This window comes from Streptomyces doebereineriae (genome assembly GCF_031845645.1).
Lineage (GTDB): Bacteria > Actinomycetota > Actinomycetes > Streptomycetales > Streptomycetaceae > Streptomyces > Streptomyces canus.
Map to the genome: position 1 here is coordinate 811,832 of NZ_JAVREZ010000001.1, position 14,973 is coordinate 826,804.

Below are 14,973 nucleotides of genomic sequence, written 5' to 3' on the forward strand. Positions count from 1 at the left end.
CGATGACAACTCCTGACACGCAGCGGCCCCACCCGGGGTCCCACATCCTCCGGACCGCACTGCGCCGCAACGTCGGCGCCATGGTCTGGGGCACCGTCCTCATGGGCCTGTACCAGGCGGGGGAGACCGCCTTCCCCATCGCGCTCGGCCTGATCGTCGAACACACGATGAAGGGGGACCGGAACCTCGGCTCGCTCGGTCTGTCGATCGCCGCGCTGGCCGTGATCATCACGACCGTGTCGCTGTCGTGGCGGTTCGGGATGCGCGTCCTGCAGAAGGCCAACACCACCGAGGCGCACCGCTGGCGGGTGCGGGTCGCCTCCTGCGGACTCCAGCCGGTGGCCAGGGACGTCGACCTCAAGTCCGGTGAGGTGCTGACCATCGCCACCGAGGACGCCGACCAGACCGCAGACATCATCGAGGTGGTGCCGCTGCTGATCAGCTCGCTGGTCGCGGTCGTGATCGCGGCGGTCGCGCTGGGCCTTGCCGACGTCCGGCTCGGCCTGCTGGTGATCGTGGGAACCGTCGCGATCCTGTCGATCCTGAGCGTGATGTCCAAGCGGATCGGCGCCAGTACCCGCGAACAGCAGGCCCGGGTGGCACGGGCCGGCGCCAAGGTCGCCGACCTGATCATCGGCCTGCGTCCGCTGCACGGCTTCGGCGGCAACCACGCCGCGTTCCGGTCCTACCGGGACGTCAGCACGGAGGCCAAGCACCAGGCGATCACCGTCGCCCGGGTGAACGGCGTGTACGCGGGCACCGCGCTGGCCCTCAACGCGGTCCTCGCCGCCGCCGTGACCCTGACGGCGGGCTGGCTGGCGTTCGAGGGCCGGATCACCATCGGGGAACTCGTCATGGCCGTGGGTCTGGCGCAGTTCATCATGGAACCGCTCAAACTGTTCTCGGAGATGCCGAAGTACGTGATGATGGCGCGCGCGTCGGCCGAGCGGATGGCGCTGGTGCTGACCGCGCCGCCGGTGACGACCCCGGGGTCGCGGCGCCCGGCCGCGGGCAAAGGCCTGGAGATCGACGGCGTCCGCCACGGGTCCTTGCGCAGACTCAAGTTCCAGGTGGCCCCCGGCGAGTTCGTGGCGATCGCCGTCTACCAGCCGCGCGCGGCGGCCGACCTCGCGTCGGTCCTGGCCGTGAGCGTGCCGCCGCACGCGTACGAGGGAGTGGTGCGGGTCGGCGGGCAGGAGCTCGCGGACCTGTCGGCCGAGGCGGTCCGTGAGCACATGCTGGTGAACCCGTATGACGGAGAGATCTTCGCCGGCACGCTCCGCACGAACATCGACCCGGCGGGCACCAGCCGGATGATCCCCGAGGCCGTCGAGGCGTCCATGCTGACCGATGTCGTGGCCCTGCACCGCGAAGGCCTCGACCACCCCGTCCGCGACCGCGGCGCGAACCTCTCCGGGGGCCAGCGCCAACGTCTGTCCCTGGCCCGCGCCCTCGCCGCCGACACCGACGTCCTCGTCCTGCACAACCCGACCACAGCCGTCGACGCCGTCACCGAACAGCTCATCGCGCGCAACGTCGCGAAACTGCGCCGGGGGCGCACCACCCTCGTGATCACCAGCAGTCCCGCCCTCCTGGACGCCGCCGACCGTGTCCTCGTCCTGGACGACGGCGTCATCACCGCCGAGGACACCCACCGCAACCTCCTGGCCACGGACGCGGCCTACTGCCTGGCGGTGGCCCGGTGACCCGCCGCGGTGGACGGCCGTCGAGGCCAACCGGCTTACGGTGACCGCTTCTTGGGCGCTTTTCGGCCATGCTCGGAGCGCATGGAACGCTGCCGTCCGTGGACGTTCCGCTGCCCGAATAGACGACCAATCCAGCGGCCTGTGGCGCCGGCAGGCCGCGCCAGCGGTGAAAGTACAGGCGCCGTAAGAGGTATGTGAAGCACTTGCGTGCAAACGGGTCCGTAACCCACACCGCAGTACTTTAATCCTCACCGACCTCCGGCAGGCAGTGGCGCGATCTCGTTCCCCCGGGTCTCTGTTACCGGTGGTAACTACGTGCACGCTGAGCTCTCCGCCCGGCGGGCGAGAGGGGTCCCCGTGGGACACATGGACCATTTCAGTGCAGGGTGGGTCACCCCTGTCCTCTCCTACGTCATGGCCTGTGTCGGCTCGGCGCTCGGCCTGCGGTGCACAGTCAGGGCCCTGGAGGCCGACGGCACCTCGAAACGGAACTGGCTGACGCTGGCCTCGTTCGCGATCGGCTCCGGCATCTGGACCATGCACTTTGTCGCGATGATGGGCTTCAGCGTCGAGGGCACCCCCATCCGCTACGACGTCCCGCTCACCGTACTCAGCCTCGTCATGGCCATCGCCGTCGTCAGCGCCGGCGTCTTCACCGCCGGATACGGGCGCTCGCGCATCATCTCGGTGGCGCTCGGCGGGCTCGGCACCGGACTGGGCGTCGCCGCCATGCACTACGCCGGCATGGCCGCGCTCAACCTGCATGGGACGGTCGGATACGACCCGTTCCTCGTCGTCACCTCCGTCGTGATCGCCGTCGTCGCCGCGACCGCCGCGCTCACCCTCACCCTCATCGTGCGCGGCCCCTTCCTCGCGGCCGTCGCCGCGCTCGTCATGGGGCTCGCGGTCAGCAGCATGCACTACACCGCCATGTACGCCGTCGACGTCCGCCTCGCGCCCAGCAGCGCCGAGCTGCCCGGGGCCACCGCCACCGAGTTCCTCTTCCCGCTCGCCGTCGTGCTCGGCTCGTTCCTCTTCCTCACCTCCGCGTACGTCGCGCTCTCCCCGACCGGCAAGCGCGCCGAGTCCGTCGCCGCCGAACTGCTGCGCGAGGTCGAGCTCTCCACCGCGACCGCCGCCACGCCCGCTCCCGCCACCACCGCGACCGCCTGAGGCGCACGTCCGCGAAGCCGCACGCACCCCCTCGAAGAGGTATCCCCATGTCTGTCACGCGTGCCACGGAACGGCTGCGCCCCAGATCGGTCCGGGCCAAGATCGTCGCCCTGCTCATGCTGCCCATCGTGTCCCTCATGGCACTGTGGGGCTTCGCCGCGGTGACCACGGCCTCCAGCATTGGCGACACCCAACGGGTCAAGGACGTCAACGCCGAACTCCTCGCCCCCCTCGACGGGTTCGTCACCGCCCTGCAGAACGAGCGCACCGCCGCCGCCCGTCACGCCGCCGCGCCGAACACGGCCGGCCTCGACACGATCGAGGTAGCCCGGAACGCCACCGACAAGGCCGCCGACGCCTTCCGTGACGGCGCCGACGCCGCCACCGCTGACGCCGAGCTCCTCGACGCGGGACTGCCCGCCCGCATCGACCGCCTGGAGGCCGACGTGCGCGGACTCACGGCGCTGCGCGCGCGGACCGACGCCAAGGGCGCCGCCCAGGCAACGTTCACGGGGTACTCGACGGTCATCGAGGACGCCTTCGCCGTCACCGGGGCGCTCACCGGCGAGAACGGCATCCACGCGGCATCCGAAGCACGGGTCGTCCTCGAACTCGCCCGCGCCCGCGAGGCCGTGGCCCAGGAACAGGCCCTCCTCGCCGCGGGGAGCGGGGCAGGCAAGCTCACCACTGAGCAGTACACGCTGTTCGCCGGGGCCGTCGCCACCCAGCGGGAACTGCTCAAGCCAGCGGTCGCCGACCTGAAGCCGGCGCACCGGGGTGCGTTCAACGCGGTGCTCGACAGCGGAAGTTACGATGCGCTCGCGGCCGGCGAGGACCGGTTGCGCAGCGCCGGGCCCGGCACCCCGGTCATCTCCGCGGGCTTCCTGAGGGACTGGGACAACGGCGCCGACGCCGTGCTGAAGGGTCTCGCCGAGGCCCAGTCGGACGCCGGCACCGGCGCCACCGCCAAGGCCGACCCGTTCGGCTGGGACACGCTGGGCGCCTCCGGCGTCGCCGTCATCCTCGGACTGGTGGGGGTGCTGCTGTCGCTGCTGGTGTCCGTGGGCGTCGGCCGCGGGCTCATCGTCGAACTGCTCGACCTGCGCAACTCCGCCCTGGAGGTCGCCGGTCGCCGACTGCCGCGGGCCATGCGCAGACTGCACGCCGGACAGGGCGTGGACATCGACGCGGAGGCCCCGATGCGCCGCCTCGTCGGCGACGAACTCGCCCAGGTGGGCACCGCACTCACCGCCGTGCAGCGGGCCGCGCTCAAGGCGGCCTCCGAGCGCGCCGAACTGCTCAGCGGCATCTCCGGGGTGTACGTCAGTCTCGCCCGCCGCAGCCAAGTGCTGCTGCACCGCCAACTCGACCTGCTCCACCAGCTGGAGCAGCGCCCGCGCGACCCGGCCGAGACGCAGGACCTGTACCAGGTCGACTACCTCGCCACCCGGATGCGCCGCCACTCCGAGAGCCTGCTCATCCTGTCCGGCGTCGCACCCGGACGCGGCTGGCGCGACCCCATCCCGCTGGCGGACGTCCTGCGGGCCGCGGTCGCGGAGATCGAGCAGCCGGGCCGGGTCCAGATCTGGGCGGTACCTCGCGTCTCCGTGCACGGCGGCGCCGTCGCCGACGTCATCCACCTGCTCGCCGAACTCGTCGAGAACGCGGCCTCCTTCTCACCGCCCAGCGCCCATGTGCAGCTGCGGGCCGCCCGGATGCGCGAGGGCCTCCTCATCGAGATCGAGGACAGCGGCTTCGGCATGAACGAGGAGGCGCTGGCCGAGGCCAACCGCAAGATCCAGTCCGAGAACGTCGACCTGCTCGACGCCAAGCAGATCGGACTCTTCGTGGTCAACCGCATCGCTGCCCGGCAGGGCCTGAGCGTCGAACTGCGCTCCTCGGCGAGCGGAGGCGCCACGGCGGCCGTCCTCATCCGCGAGAACCTGATACGCGACGACATGCCAGTACACGAGGCGGTGTTCCCCGACGGCCAGGACGGCGGCCGGGCACTGGCCCCTGCGGCCGCGTTGATCCCGCAACAGCGGGGATGACGCTGGACCATGGGCAGCAGGCCGCACCGCCGAGGTTGGCGTCCCGCTGGTCGGTCGGCACGCCCTAGGCGAGCGCCCAGGCGACATCCCTGAGCAGAGCGTGACGCCAGCCCGCCCGGTCGTGGCCCGAGGGTGATCGGGAGACCCGTACGGTCGCGCCGGCCCGTTCTGCCAGGGTCTCGGTCAGTTCGCAGTGGGGCAGCATCCGCGTCTCGTGTTCCCCCACGTCGAACGCGACCCGCAGACCGGACAGGTCAGGGCGCTCCCGCAGGCGCGCGGCCACGGCGCCGCCGACCGGGCCGCCCAAGGGGTCGGCCAGACCGGGCGCGTCGGGTGTCCACCAGAACGACCCCGACTGGCAGGCGACGCGGGACACCAGATCCGGGAACTCCAGTGCCGCGTACAGCGCGCTCAGCCCGCCGAGGCTCTGCCCGGCGACCACCAGCCGGTCCCGGTCCGCGGATACGCCGGTTTCCGCCACCAGCGGCAGCAGTTCGTCCCGGATCGCCTCCCACAGCTCGGGCCGGCACCCGAACTCGCCCTCCCTGTCCGTGGTCGGAAGAAAGACGAGCGTGACCGGCGGCATCTCGCCACTGGCGACGGCCGAATCGAACGCGGTCATGGCCGGGTGCAGGTACAGCCAGTCGTCCCCGTCGAGCAGTAGGACCACCGGCCCGCCGCCGCCCGCCGGGTGGACCCGCACGGTGCGCCGCCCGCCGAGCCGCGCGCTGTTCCAGCGGATCCGGGTGCGCGGGACGGGCAGGACGTCATCGGCGCCGAGGTCGGGCCAGTGCGGCTGGGCGGGCGCGTCCGGGGTAGCGGCGACGGACCGGTCACCGCCCGCACCGACCGGGTTGAGCGGGTCGGCGTATGCCGCGTCCCCGGCCAGGAACTGATAGGTCACCCGCAGCCGGGCGGGCATGCGCACCTCGGCGTACCAGCAGTCCGTGTCACCCCACCTACGCAGGGGGATCGGCTCCGACCAGCTCTCGAAGCCGACGTTCGCCGGTTCGGACCCGCGCCGCAGGAACAGGGTCACCCACCCCTCGCCGTCAGGTATCGAGGCGGGTGTCCTCGCGCTCGCCCAGAACGCGGCGGTGCCGGGCGCGCCCGGCAGTCCGAACGCGGCGAAGGTGTCGTCCCCCACCAACCTCATGAACCCACCAACCTCATGAACGTCTCCTTGTGGAGCGGAAAGCGAGAAGGCTAAGCTCACATTTGATTAGGCGAGCCTAACCTTATTCTTTCAGGAGGCACCGCACATGAGCACCAACCCCTTCGACGACGCCGACGGCCGATTCCTCGTCCTGGTGAACGACGAGGGCCAGCACTCGCTCTGGCCGTCCTTCGCGGAGGTGCCCGGCGGGTGGACGGTCGTCTTCGACGAGAACACCCGGCAGGCGTGTCTGGACTACATCGAGACCCACTGGACCGATCTGCGCCCCCGGTCCCTCGCGACGTCCATGGACGCCTGACCTCCATGCTGCTCTGCACCAGACTGACGAACGCCCGCTTCCTCACCATGGACCCCGGCCACCCCGTCGCCCACGACCTGGGCATCTGGCAGGGCCGGATCGTCGGCCTGGACGAGGCCGTGACCTCCCTGCCCGCACGCGAGGTGATCGACCTGCAGGGCGCCACCGTGCTGCCCGGGTTCATCGATGCCCATGTGCACCTGGCCTGGACCGGGTTCAAGGAGAACACCCCGAGCATCGCGGGGTGCACGCGCGTCGACGAGGTGCTGGCCGTCGTGGAGGAGGCCGTCATCCGCAAGGGCACGCCCGGCGCCTGGGTGAGCATCGCCGGATACGACCAGCGGGCCCTGGGACGTCATCTGACCGCCGCGGAACTCGACACGGTCAGCCACGGACACAAGCTGTTCCTGCTGCACGACTCCGGGCACGGCTGCGTCGTCAACTCCGCCGTGCTCGACCTGCTGCCCGCCGACCTGTCCCGCGACGGCGGCTTCCTGGCCGAGGGCGCCATGGGCGCCGCCCGCGCCCTGCGACTGCCCTACTCCCAGCGGGAGTTGGCCGACGCGATCGGGCGCGCTGCCCGGACCTGCCTGGCCGAGGGCGTCACCGCCTGCGCCGAGGCGGGCATCGGTGGCACCCTCGTGGGCCACAGCCCTGTCGAGCTGGGCGCCTACCAACTCGCCCGCGAAGAGGGTTTGTTGCCGCTGCGTGTGCAGCTCATGGTGTCCGCCGACCGGCTGCACCCGGTCGCCGCACACGAGGCCGACGGCATTCCCCGGTCCCTCGACCTCGGTCTGCGCACCGGGTTCGGCGACGACCGCCTCTCCGTGGGCGCGCTGAAGATCTTCACCGACGGCGGCATGATGGCCCGGACCGCCGCGCTCAGCAGCCCCTACGAAGGTCTCGACCACGCGGGCCAGTTGCAGGACGACCCGGACGTGCTCGCGGACACGATCGTGGACGGCCACCTCGCCGGATGGCAGCTCGCCGTCCACGCCATCGGCGACCGCGCCGCCGACCTCGCCCTGGACGCCCTGGAACGCGCCCAGCGCCTGCGGCCGCGCCCCGGCGCCCGGCACCGCATCGAACACGCCGGCCTGATCCGCCCCGACCAGCTCCCGCGCTTCGCTCGCCTCGGCGTCAGCGCGGTCGTCCAGCCCAACTTCCTGCGCTACTTCGGCGACGACTACGCGGCGATCATGGGGGAGGAGCGGGCTCCGTGGCTGTACCGAGGCAGGGCGTTCCTGGACCGGGGCATCACGCTCGTCGGCAGTTCCGACCGTCCCGTCACGGACGGATCCCCGCTGCGAGCCGTCCAGTTCATGGTCGAGCGCGCCTCCGAGTCCGGCCAGGTGATCGGCCCGGACGAGGCCCTCACCGTCGACGAGGCCCTGCGCGCCTACACCGTCGCCGGCGCTTTCGCCTGCCACTGGGACGACCGCCTGGGAAGCCTCACCCCGGGCAAGCTCGCCGACCTGGTGGTGCTCGGCGACGACCCACGGCGCGTCGATCCGTCGCGCATCGGAGACATCGAGGTCGTGGCGACATACGTCGACGGCCGCTGGACCGGAAAGGCGGCGTCGTGAGCCGGAAGACGATGGCTGTGGAGAGCTACGCGCATCTCTGGGACGACGGCACGTCCCGGTATCGCTGGGTCATCTGGCACACGGCGGGGGAGACGCTGGTCTTCGACCGGGAGACCAACTGCCCGGCGGACACCGGCGACGAGTCGCTCCTGCCCGAGGTGCTGCGCAGGATGCGCGAGGCGGGCGTCCCCGAGACGGACGACTATCCGGGGCGCCCCTGCGGGTGAGCGAGACGCCGAGCGCGCGCCCGCACGTACCGGGTCGACTACGCCGGCAGGACGGTCGACAGCTCACCGGGGCGTCCCGGGGGTGGGGCGCTGATCGGGGCCTGTCGTACTGCGGTGTGTCAAAGGTGACCCAGTACAGCAGCTCGCCGCTGAGCGCCTGGCCACGGACCGTCCAGTCCGCGGCACGAACGACGACGCCCCGACTGCCGGGTGCCAACGCACCCATCGGTCACGTTTGCGCAAGGGATGACCGAGGGTGTGCTCTGCTGAGTAGCTGTGCCTCACCCCGTCCAAGCGGGTCGCGTCGGCAGCGGTCGCAACGGACGGGCCTTCCCGGGTCATTCAGGGGGCACCGCGGTTGCTGGTCCGAACTGCAACGCCCTGGCGACAGTCCCGGCCGGCACTGCGTACTGCGCCCCTTCGCCGGGTTTCCCGATTCGGGCCTCATCGCAGTAGAGGGTGTAGTCGGGGTCTGTCGGAGCTAGCCACCCTCGTTGTCACCCCGCAGGGAATGGATCATGCTCTGCAGGATCCGGAACGCGTCTGACTGCTGGGTCTCGGTCAGGCCGGCCAGCATTCTGGCCTCGACGGACCGGACGGCTGCGCTCGCCTTCTCGAGGCTTCGTCGGCCGCGAGGCGTGAGCCGCGTGGGAAGCGCCTTCCCGACGGGTGCCTCCGCAGGCCTGGTCACGTAGCCGTCTCGTTCCAGGGTCTGGAGCAGCACGTTCATCGTCTGCCGTGTCACGAACGCGCCCCGCGCGAGCTCGGAGTTCGACAATCCCGGTCGCTGCGCCAGCAGCTCGAGGCAGGAGTAGTGCGTCACGCTCATACCGAGCGGCCGCAGCACTTCCTCCATGGCCGCGCGGAGGGCGCTCGACGCTTCTTTGAGCAGGTAGCCCAGTGACGTCTCCAGGTCGACGCCGACACCTTCTTGACTCATGTCAGCATTCTGACATAGCTTGATGCATGTCAGGAAACTGACACGACAGAAGGAGCGTCATCATGCCCGCCACCGGCCCCGACTTCATCTCGTTCCAAGTACGCGACCTCGACGCTTCGCAGGCGTTCTACGAGCAGTACCTGGGCCTCGTCCGCTCGCCGGCCGGTCCTCCGCACGCCGTCGTCTTCGAGACGAAGCCGATCGCGTTCGCACTCCGCGATGTCATTCCCGGCACCGACCTCGCATCCGTCGCTCAGCCCGGCATCGGTGCCGCGATCTGGCTCCACGCCACCGACGTCCAGGCCATCCACGACGCGCTCGTCGCCGACGGTCACACCATCGTCTCCGCACCGATCGACGGCCCCTTCGGCCGGACCGTCACCTTCGCCGACCCCGACGGGTACCAGGTGACGCTCCACGACCGCGCCTGATCGGCCAAACGCCCCCGGACGATCTGCTGCCCTGACGACGTTCTGCCGGCTGGATGACCTCGGCTTGGAAGTGGTCGGCCAACAAGCTCCATCCCGACCACGCAGTGTTGCCCTGTCGAGCGGTCGACCCTGTCGTGGTGATGGACCCGTTTGATGTTGTCGCCCTGGCCGGCATGCGCCGGACCGATGCCGCCAACGCGTCCAGCAAGACACCGCGTCGGCAAGACCCAACTCGCCGCCGTCATCAAAACGATCAGCCAGGTGTCCTGGTCGGACTGCCCGAACTGAGTCGACTCGGCAGAACACTGAAACAGCGCGCCGCTGACGTGCTGTGGCCGCACGTGCGCATCACGGCACGGTGTTCGAACAGGCCGTCCCGGACACGCGTGAGCTTCCCCAGACCCCGTCCATGCCGCTCGATTGGTACCGGTCGGGGTCCGTTCGACCGTGGACGGGTGCGGTGAACGCGCCTCCGGTCAAACCGCCGGTGACCTTTGACCACCCGCACATCATTCACCACCGCCCGTCAGTCACAACGGAGTTGCTCTCTCCTCGCCGTTGCGCGGGCAGACGGGGCATTGCGGCTGTTGAGCTGGATTTTGACGCGGAGCCGCGTAGAAATCAGCCATTGGGGAGGAGCACCAGGCTCAGGATGAGTCTCCGTAGCGCGTGGCAATCGCGGCGGCGCGGTTGTGCAGGGAGGTGCGCAGCGACTGCGGGGCCAGGGCTTCCGCGTCCGTGCTGAGCTGCCAGAGCGCCCATTCGGCGTGTCGTAAATCTTGGAAGGTCACCTCCAGCCGCAGCCAGCTGTCCGCGCCGGGTTCTTCTGCGCGGACGGCCACCGCAGTGTCCAGCAGGTCCTCTCGTCGCGCCGGGTTCACGCGTACCCGCACGGTGATGTGGTCGCCGGAGAGAAACTGCGCGGAGCGTTCCCGCCAGATCCGGTCCAGATCGACCCGGTTGGGTCGCTGTGCCGTTGCGTCGAGTTCCTCGGCGGCCAACACCCGCGACAGCCGGTAGGTGCGGTCCGCGCCGGATCTCGTGGCCAGCAAGTAGACCCGGTCGCGCACGGTGACCAGGCCGATCGGGTCCACCGTGCGCCACTGTGGTGTCTGGCCTGTGGCCGCGTAGTGGATGCGCAACTTGTGTCCGGCGAGCACCGCGCGCCTGACCTCGACCATTGTGGTGTCGGGTACCTCCTCGGTGACCAGCCGACGTGAGAGCAGGTCGGACTCCGGGTCGACGAGAAATCGCTGTGCCGCGTCGCTCGCGGTGGCCCGGTGGCTTTCGGGCAGCGCGTCGACGACCTTCCGCATGGCCGAAGCGAGCGCCGAGCCGAGGCCGAACACCTGCTCGCCGCGCCCCGATCCAGCGGTCAGCAGGGCAAGCGCCTCGTCGTGGTTCAGACCGGTGAGTTCGGTCCGGAAACCGGGCGCCAACGCAAAACCGCCGTGCCGACCGCGTTCGGCGTAGACGGGGACGCCGGCCGCGGACAGTGCCTCGATGTCGCGCAGCACGGTGCGGGTGGATACCTCCAGCTCCCGGGCCAGCGTGTTCGCGGTCAGCCGACCGCGCTGACGCAGCAGCAGCACCAGCGATACCAACCGATCGGCGCGCATACGAGAACTCTATCGACATACATGACTAAGGATGTCGTGTTTCTTTGCGAGGCTCATCAGCACGACGTCGAAGCCGGCGGCTACCGAGCCGATGGCCGTACGTACTTCCCATGAATCGAATGGAGCTGACGTGGCAATGCAACGAACGGCGGTCAACCCGGTGACGTGGTCGACGGAGATGGGATTCAACCAGGGTGAAGTCGTCTCCGGGCACGCCCGGACCCTGTACATCTCGGGGCAGACCGCGATGAGCGCCGACGGCAAGCCCCAGCATGACGGTGACATGGCGGCGCAGTTGGCGCTGAGCATCGACAACCTGCAAGCCGTGCTCAGCGACGCCGGCATGTCTCTCGCGAACCTCGTACGGCTCAACGTCTACACGACCGACGTCGATCTGCTTTTCCCGCACTACGGCGTGCTGGCGGCGCGGTTGGGCGCTGCCGGGGTGGCGCCGGCCACCACGATGCTCGGGGTGGCGCGGCTGGCGATCCCCACCCTGATGGTCGAGCTCGAGGGGACCGCCGTCGCGTGATGCGCCCTCGCCACCCCTGCTGCTCGCGCCGGCTCGACCGGCACGAGAGTGCCTAGGTGTTTTGTCGTCACCTGGTCGTACGGCAGTGGGTGGCGCTGACGGGGGAAGGGCAGTGACCTGGACAGGTCGAAAAGTCCTTCCCCGTTGTCAGTTCTGTTGGGTGGCGGGTGGTGTGTGTGCCGGGCCGGCCGGTCGGGACTTCACGTCGCGGTCAGAACTGGTCCTCGCCGCCGTTGACGCGCAGGGTGGTGCCGAGCATGAAGCTGCTGTCTGCGGAGGCGAGGAAGGCCACGGCGGCGACCTCCTCCGGGCGCTCCTTGATGGCGGCCGCGTTCGTAGGACATGCAAGAGGGGATCAGGGACCACTGATCGAAGTCGGCGAGTGTCCCCAGTCCAACCCACGTAACCGGCGGTTGTCACATACGTGGGCCGGGCGGTGTCTTCATGCCGAACAGCCCCACAAGGGGCGCATAACAAGGAGGGACAGCATGACACCGCGCCTGCCGAAGGCCGAGCTCCCCGCCGAGCTCAAGGAGAACATGACCAAGCAGCTGGGGGCCGTGCCCGAGAACGTCGAGGTGCTGTGGCACAGCCCCCGCGTGACCCATGACAACCTGGAGTTCGGAGCCAGGGTGGGGGCGTGGGACGCGGTCGACCCGGGCCTGAAGTCGTTCGCGCACATGGCCGTCGCGTCGCAGGTCGGCTGCAGTTGGTGCTTGGACGTCGGTTATTTTCAGGCACAGAACGAGAACCTGGACCTGGCCAGGGCGAGCCAGGTGCCGCGGTGGCGGGAGGCGGAGGTGTTCACTGCGCTGGAGCGCGACGTCATGGGGTACGCCGAGGCGATGACCAACACCCCGCCGACCGTCACCGACGAGCAGTACGCCGCCCTTCTTGAGCGGCTCGGGCTGCCGGGCATGGTGGAGCTCACCGCGTTCATCGCCTACGTCAACCTGGCGGCCAGGGCCAACGTGGCGAACGGGGTCACCTCGCAGGGCTTCTCCGACGCCTGCGAGATCCCGCTGGCCAACCGCCCGGGGACGTCCGTCGGGTCCACGGCATGATCGTGGACCCGTTCGTCGCCCACCGTAGCCTGCTGTTCACCGTCGCCTACGAGATGCTCGGCTCAGCGGCCGATGCGGATGACGTACTGCAGGAGACCTGGCTGAGGTGGGCCGAGGTCGACCGGTCACAGGTCCACGACCCGCGGGCGTACCTCGTCCGGGCCGTCACCCGGCAGGCGCTCAACCGCAATCGCACACTCTCGCGCCGCCGCGAGGACTATGTGGGGGAGTGGCTGCCGGAGCCTCTGCTGACCCACCCCGACGTCGCCGAAGACGTCGAACTCGCGGAAAGTGTCTCCATCGCGATGCTGACCGTCCTGGAGACGCTCGGCCCCACTGAGCGGGCCGTGTTCGTGCTCCGCGAGGTCTTCGACATCCCGTACGAGGAGGTCGCCGGGGCCGTGGGCAAGACCCCCGCTGCGGTTCGGCAGATCGCCCGGCGGGCCCGGAGCCACATCGCCGCTCGGCGGTCACGCGTCAGCGTGAGCCCGTCGGAGCACAGGGCCGTGGTGGCCCGGTTCGTCACCGCGCTGCACACCGGGCGCATCCAGGACCTGATGGAGATCATGGCGCCGGACGTGGTCCTCATCGCTGACGGCGGCGGGCTGGCCGGCGCCGCACTGGCCCCCGTCCACGGGGCCGACGTGGTGGCGACGATGCTCGCCCGCACCGACCGGGTCTCCTCCGAGACCACGGAGGTGTGGCTCAACGGCGCCCCGGCGATCCGGATCGAATCCGACAGCGGGCGGGCCGCGGTCAGCGTCGTGGTCGAGAACGGGCGCATCATCCGGATCTACGCGACATCCAATCCGAACAAGCTGACGCGGCTCGACAAACCGGCCGACCTCACCAGGTAGACCGCGGCGCGGGTGTTCCCCGCGGGACTGCCCTGAGGCGGGGCGTGGAGTCGCTTCGGGCGGTCAGCCGGCCTTGGAGGGGTGCTCGGCTCGTGCCCGGTGGAGGGAGGTTCTTGGGTTGCCGGGCTTGCTTGAGCGCGAAAGCGTGAGGGGACAACAGCATGCTCGGACAGGGGTGTCCGTCTCGGTCGGCTTCGCCGTCCGGCTGCTGACCTGGCGCCACCAAGGGTCCGTCGCTGCCATCCGCGGCTTCTGGATGTCATCGCCAGGCGCTCGGGGTTGTCGCCGACCGCGATCAGCAGGGCGGCGGCACTGTCGGGACCGACGCCTCTTGAAGCGGGTCGAACCCAATCTCCCTTCGGCCCTCCCGCCCCCGATCACGATGACGAGCCGACCCGTCAGTAAACCCCCTCCGGGGCCGGCCGTTCTGCCTGCGCCCGGCAGGATTTTGCACCTGCGACACCCAAGTCACCGTGAGGCCGCACGGCGGGGCCCAAAAGCCCGGTTTCGAGCAGCAGGACGGCAGCACGGGCACGGCCGTCCTCGTGATCACTGAGCGTAGAGACTCCATGATCACGTGGATCCGTGCCCGCTCTGCATCCGCTCCCACTCCCGATGCCAATTGCCGATCGTTCTAAGTTCGACGACACAACGTCCCAGCGTCGCGCCCTGGGTGCAGCGTTTCGAACCGCTGCGAACGCGATGCGTGTTGCGGACGGCCTCATTGCGGTGGCGAAGCCGTCGATGGGCCGTGGCCGCTGTGAGATTCGTCAGGCTGGGCTGGGTGTAGTGAGGTCACAGGCTGTGCGCGATGGGGTGCAGCGGTTCGTACAGCGGGAGTTCGGCGCCGCTGGGGAGCCGGATCGCCGTCAGTTTGCCCCAGCGCTGCTCGCTGACCGGGCGGGTGATCTCGACCCCCTGCGCGCGGAACTCGTCGAGCTGGCTGTCAAGGTCGTCGCACATCAGGAAGAACTCGTGCTGCGGCGGGCCGTCGGTCGGGTGCACGGCCACCTCGGCCGGGGGCAGCTTGAAGATGAGCCAGCCGCCGCCCGCGTCGACCCCGGGAAAGCCGAGGACGTCACGGAGAAAGGCGCGGTCCGCCTCGGCGTCCTGGCTGTAGAGGATGACATGCGCACCGCTGATCATGGCCGGCTCCTGCTCAGTCGACGTGCTGGCACTCGTGCCCCCTCGGCATCCTGGCACGCTCAGGTCCCGGAAGACCTTCGGCTGCATGCGCTGACACGCCGACCGAGTTGCATGACAACGGACACGAACTGGCGAATGAACCGATTGTGAGGGCTGAGATTCTGTG

At 69.9% G+C, this 14,973-nt stretch carries 14 protein-coding genes and 1 pseudogene; 10 read left to right on the forward strand and 5 right to left on the reverse strand.

All coding sequences use genetic code 11. The annotated features are described in order from the left end of the window. Nucleotides 1-2: 2 nt before the first annotated feature. From RNB18_RS03815 to RNB18_RS03825, 3 genes are all read left to right on the forward strand, one after another. Nucleotides 3-1,706, forward strand: a complete 1,704-nt coding sequence (locus RNB18_RS03815) for an ABC transporter ATP-binding protein (protein ID WP_311712697.1) — start codon at nt 3-5, stop codon at nt 1,704-1,706. A gap of 357 nt (nt 1,707-2,063) precedes the next feature. Continuing rightward, nucleotides 2,064-2,879, forward strand: coding sequence for an MHYT domain-containing protein (locus RNB18_RS03820; protein WP_311712698.1), 816 nt, complete (start codon nt 2,064-2,066; stop codon nt 2,877-2,879). Nucleotides 2,880-2,926: 47 nt separating this feature from the next. Next, a complete protein-coding gene (locus tag RNB18_RS03825) occupies nt 2,927-4,930 on the forward strand; it encodes a sensor histidine kinase (RefSeq protein ID WP_311712699.1) in 2,004 nt (667 codons plus the stop codon). Between the two features lie 64 nt (nt 4,931-4,994). Here RNB18_RS03825 and RNB18_RS03830 read toward each other — a convergent pair whose 3' ends face one another. Next, complete coding sequence (locus RNB18_RS03830) at nt 4,995-6,086, reverse strand: alpha/beta hydrolase-fold protein (protein ID WP_311712700.1); 1,092 nt, start codon at nt 6,084-6,086, stop codon at nt 4,995-4,997. 106 nt (nt 6,087-6,192) lie between these two features. Between RNB18_RS03830 and RNB18_RS03835 the strand changes: the two genes are divergently transcribed. Genes RNB18_RS03835 through RNB18_RS03845 form a run of 3 tightly spaced genes read left to right on the forward strand, consistent with a single transcriptional unit; the run spans nt 6,193 to nt 8,218 of the window. Next, nucleotides 6,193-6,405, forward strand: a complete 213-nt coding sequence (locus tag RNB18_RS03835; RefSeq protein WP_266513522.1) for an MbtH family protein — start codon at nt 6,193-6,195, stop codon at nt 6,403-6,405. Nucleotides 6,406-6,413: 8 nt separating this feature from the next. Then, nucleotides 6,414-7,991, forward strand: coding sequence for an amidohydrolase (locus RNB18_RS03840; protein ID WP_311713013.1), 1,578 nt, complete (start codon nt 6,414-6,416; stop codon nt 7,989-7,991). After that, nucleotides 7,988-8,218, forward strand: a complete 231-nt coding sequence (locus RNB18_RS03845) for a hypothetical protein (protein WP_311712701.1) — start codon at nt 7,988-7,990, stop codon at nt 8,216-8,218. Before RNB18_RS03840 ends, RNB18_RS03845 begins: the two co-directional genes overlap by 4 nt. A gap of 481 nt (nt 8,219-8,699) precedes the next feature. Here RNB18_RS03845 and RNB18_RS03850 read toward each other — a convergent pair whose 3' ends face one another. Beyond that, on the reverse strand, nt 8,700-9,158 hold the full coding sequence (locus RNB18_RS03850; RefSeq protein ID WP_311712702.1) for a MarR family winged helix-turn-helix transcriptional regulator: 459 nt from the start codon (nt 9,156-9,158) through the stop codon (nt 8,700-8,702). Between the two features lie 62 nt (nt 9,159-9,220). Between RNB18_RS03850 and RNB18_RS03855 the strand changes: the two genes are divergently transcribed. Then, nucleotides 9,221-9,589, forward strand: a complete 369-nt coding sequence (locus tag RNB18_RS03855) for a VOC family protein (protein WP_311712703.1) — start codon at nt 9,221-9,223, stop codon at nt 9,587-9,589. Nucleotides 9,590-10,236: 647 nt separating this feature from the next. On the opposite strand, the gene RNB18_RS03860 is transcribed toward RNB18_RS03855, so the two are convergent. After that, nucleotides 10,237-11,208, reverse strand: a complete 972-nt coding sequence (locus tag RNB18_RS03860) for a helix-turn-helix transcriptional regulator (RefSeq protein WP_311712704.1) — start codon at nt 11,206-11,208, stop codon at nt 10,237-10,239. A gap of 136 nt (nt 11,209-11,344) precedes the next feature. Here RNB18_RS03860 and RNB18_RS03865 point away from each other — a divergent pair, with 136 nt between their 5' ends. Continuing rightward, on the forward strand, nt 11,345-11,740 hold the full coding sequence (locus RNB18_RS03865) for a RidA family protein (protein ID WP_311713014.1): 396 nt from the start codon (nt 11,345-11,347) through the stop codon (nt 11,738-11,740). 211 nt (nt 11,741-11,951) lie between these two features. On the opposite strand, the pseudogene RNB18_RS03870 reads toward RNB18_RS03865, so the two are convergent. Next, nucleotides 11,952-12,050 (reverse strand): annotated as a pseudogene (locus RNB18_RS03870) (short-chain dehydrogenase); the annotation flags it as partial. Between the two features lie 178 nt (nt 12,051-12,228). Between RNB18_RS03870 and RNB18_RS03875 the strand changes: the two are divergent. Together RNB18_RS03875 and sigJ are read left to right on the forward strand one after the other, a co-directional pair. Next, nucleotides 12,229-12,804 (forward strand): carboxymuconolactone decarboxylase family protein, encoded by a 576-nt coding sequence (locus RNB18_RS03875; RefSeq protein WP_311712705.1) that lies wholly within the window; start codon nt 12,229-12,231, stop codon nt 12,802-12,804. Further along, entirely contained in the window at nt 12,801-13,661 is an 861-nt protein-coding gene (gene sigJ, locus RNB18_RS03880; protein ID WP_311712706.1) for an RNA polymerase sigma factor SigJ, read from the forward strand. The genes RNB18_RS03875 and sigJ overlap by 4 nt, the downstream gene beginning before the upstream one ends. Before the next feature lie 795 nt (nt 13,662-14,456). Here the strand turns inward: sigJ and RNB18_RS03885 are convergent. Beyond that, the gene (locus RNB18_RS03885; RefSeq protein ID WP_311712707.1) at nt 14,457-14,807 is read right to left on the reverse strand and encodes a VOC family protein; all 351 of its coding nucleotides are present in this window, start codon (nt 14,805-14,807) and stop codon (nt 14,457-14,459) included. Nucleotides 14,808-14,973: the final 166 nt, after the last annotated feature.

Coding starts and splice junctions, on each gene's coding strand:
- RNB18_RS03815 (WP_311712697.1), top strand. CDS start 3: ATGACAACTCCTGACACGCAGCGGCCCCACCCGGGGTCCCACATCCTC.
- RNB18_RS03825 (WP_311712699.1), top strand. CDS start 2,927: ATGTCTGTCACGCGTGCCACGGAACGGCTGCGCCCCAGATCGGTCCGG.
- RNB18_RS03830 (WP_311712700.1), bottom strand. CDS start 6,086: ATGAGGTTGGTGGGGGACGACACCTTCGCCGCGTTCGGACTGCCGGGC.
- RNB18_RS03835 (WP_266513522.1), top strand. CDS start 6,193: ATGAGCACCAACCCCTTCGACGACGCCGACGGCCGATTCCTCGTCCTG.
- RNB18_RS03850 (WP_311712702.1), bottom strand. CDS start 9,158: ATGAGTCAAGAAGGTGTCGGCGTCGACCTGGAGACGTCACTGGGCTAC.
- RNB18_RS03855 (WP_311712703.1), top strand. CDS start 9,221: ATGCCCGCCACCGGCCCCGACTTCATCTCGTTCCAAGTACGCGACCTC.
- RNB18_RS03860 (WP_311712704.1), bottom strand. CDS start 11,208: ATGCGCGCCGATCGGTTGGTATCGCTGGTGCTGCTGCTGCGTCAGCGC.
- RNB18_RS03865 (WP_311713014.1), top strand. CDS start 11,345: ATGCAACGAACGGCGGTCAACCCGGTGACGTGGTCGACGGAGATGGGA.
- RNB18_RS03875 (WP_311712705.1), top strand. CDS start 12,229: ATGACACCGCGCCTGCCGAAGGCCGAGCTCCCCGCCGAGCTCAAGGAG.
- sigJ (WP_311712706.1), top strand. CDS start 12,801: ATGATCGTGGACCCGTTCGTCGCCCACCGTAGCCTGCTGTTCACCGTC.
- RNB18_RS03885 (WP_311712707.1), bottom strand. CDS start 14,807: ATGATCAGCGGTGCGCATGTCATCCTCTACAGCCAGGACGCCGAGGCG.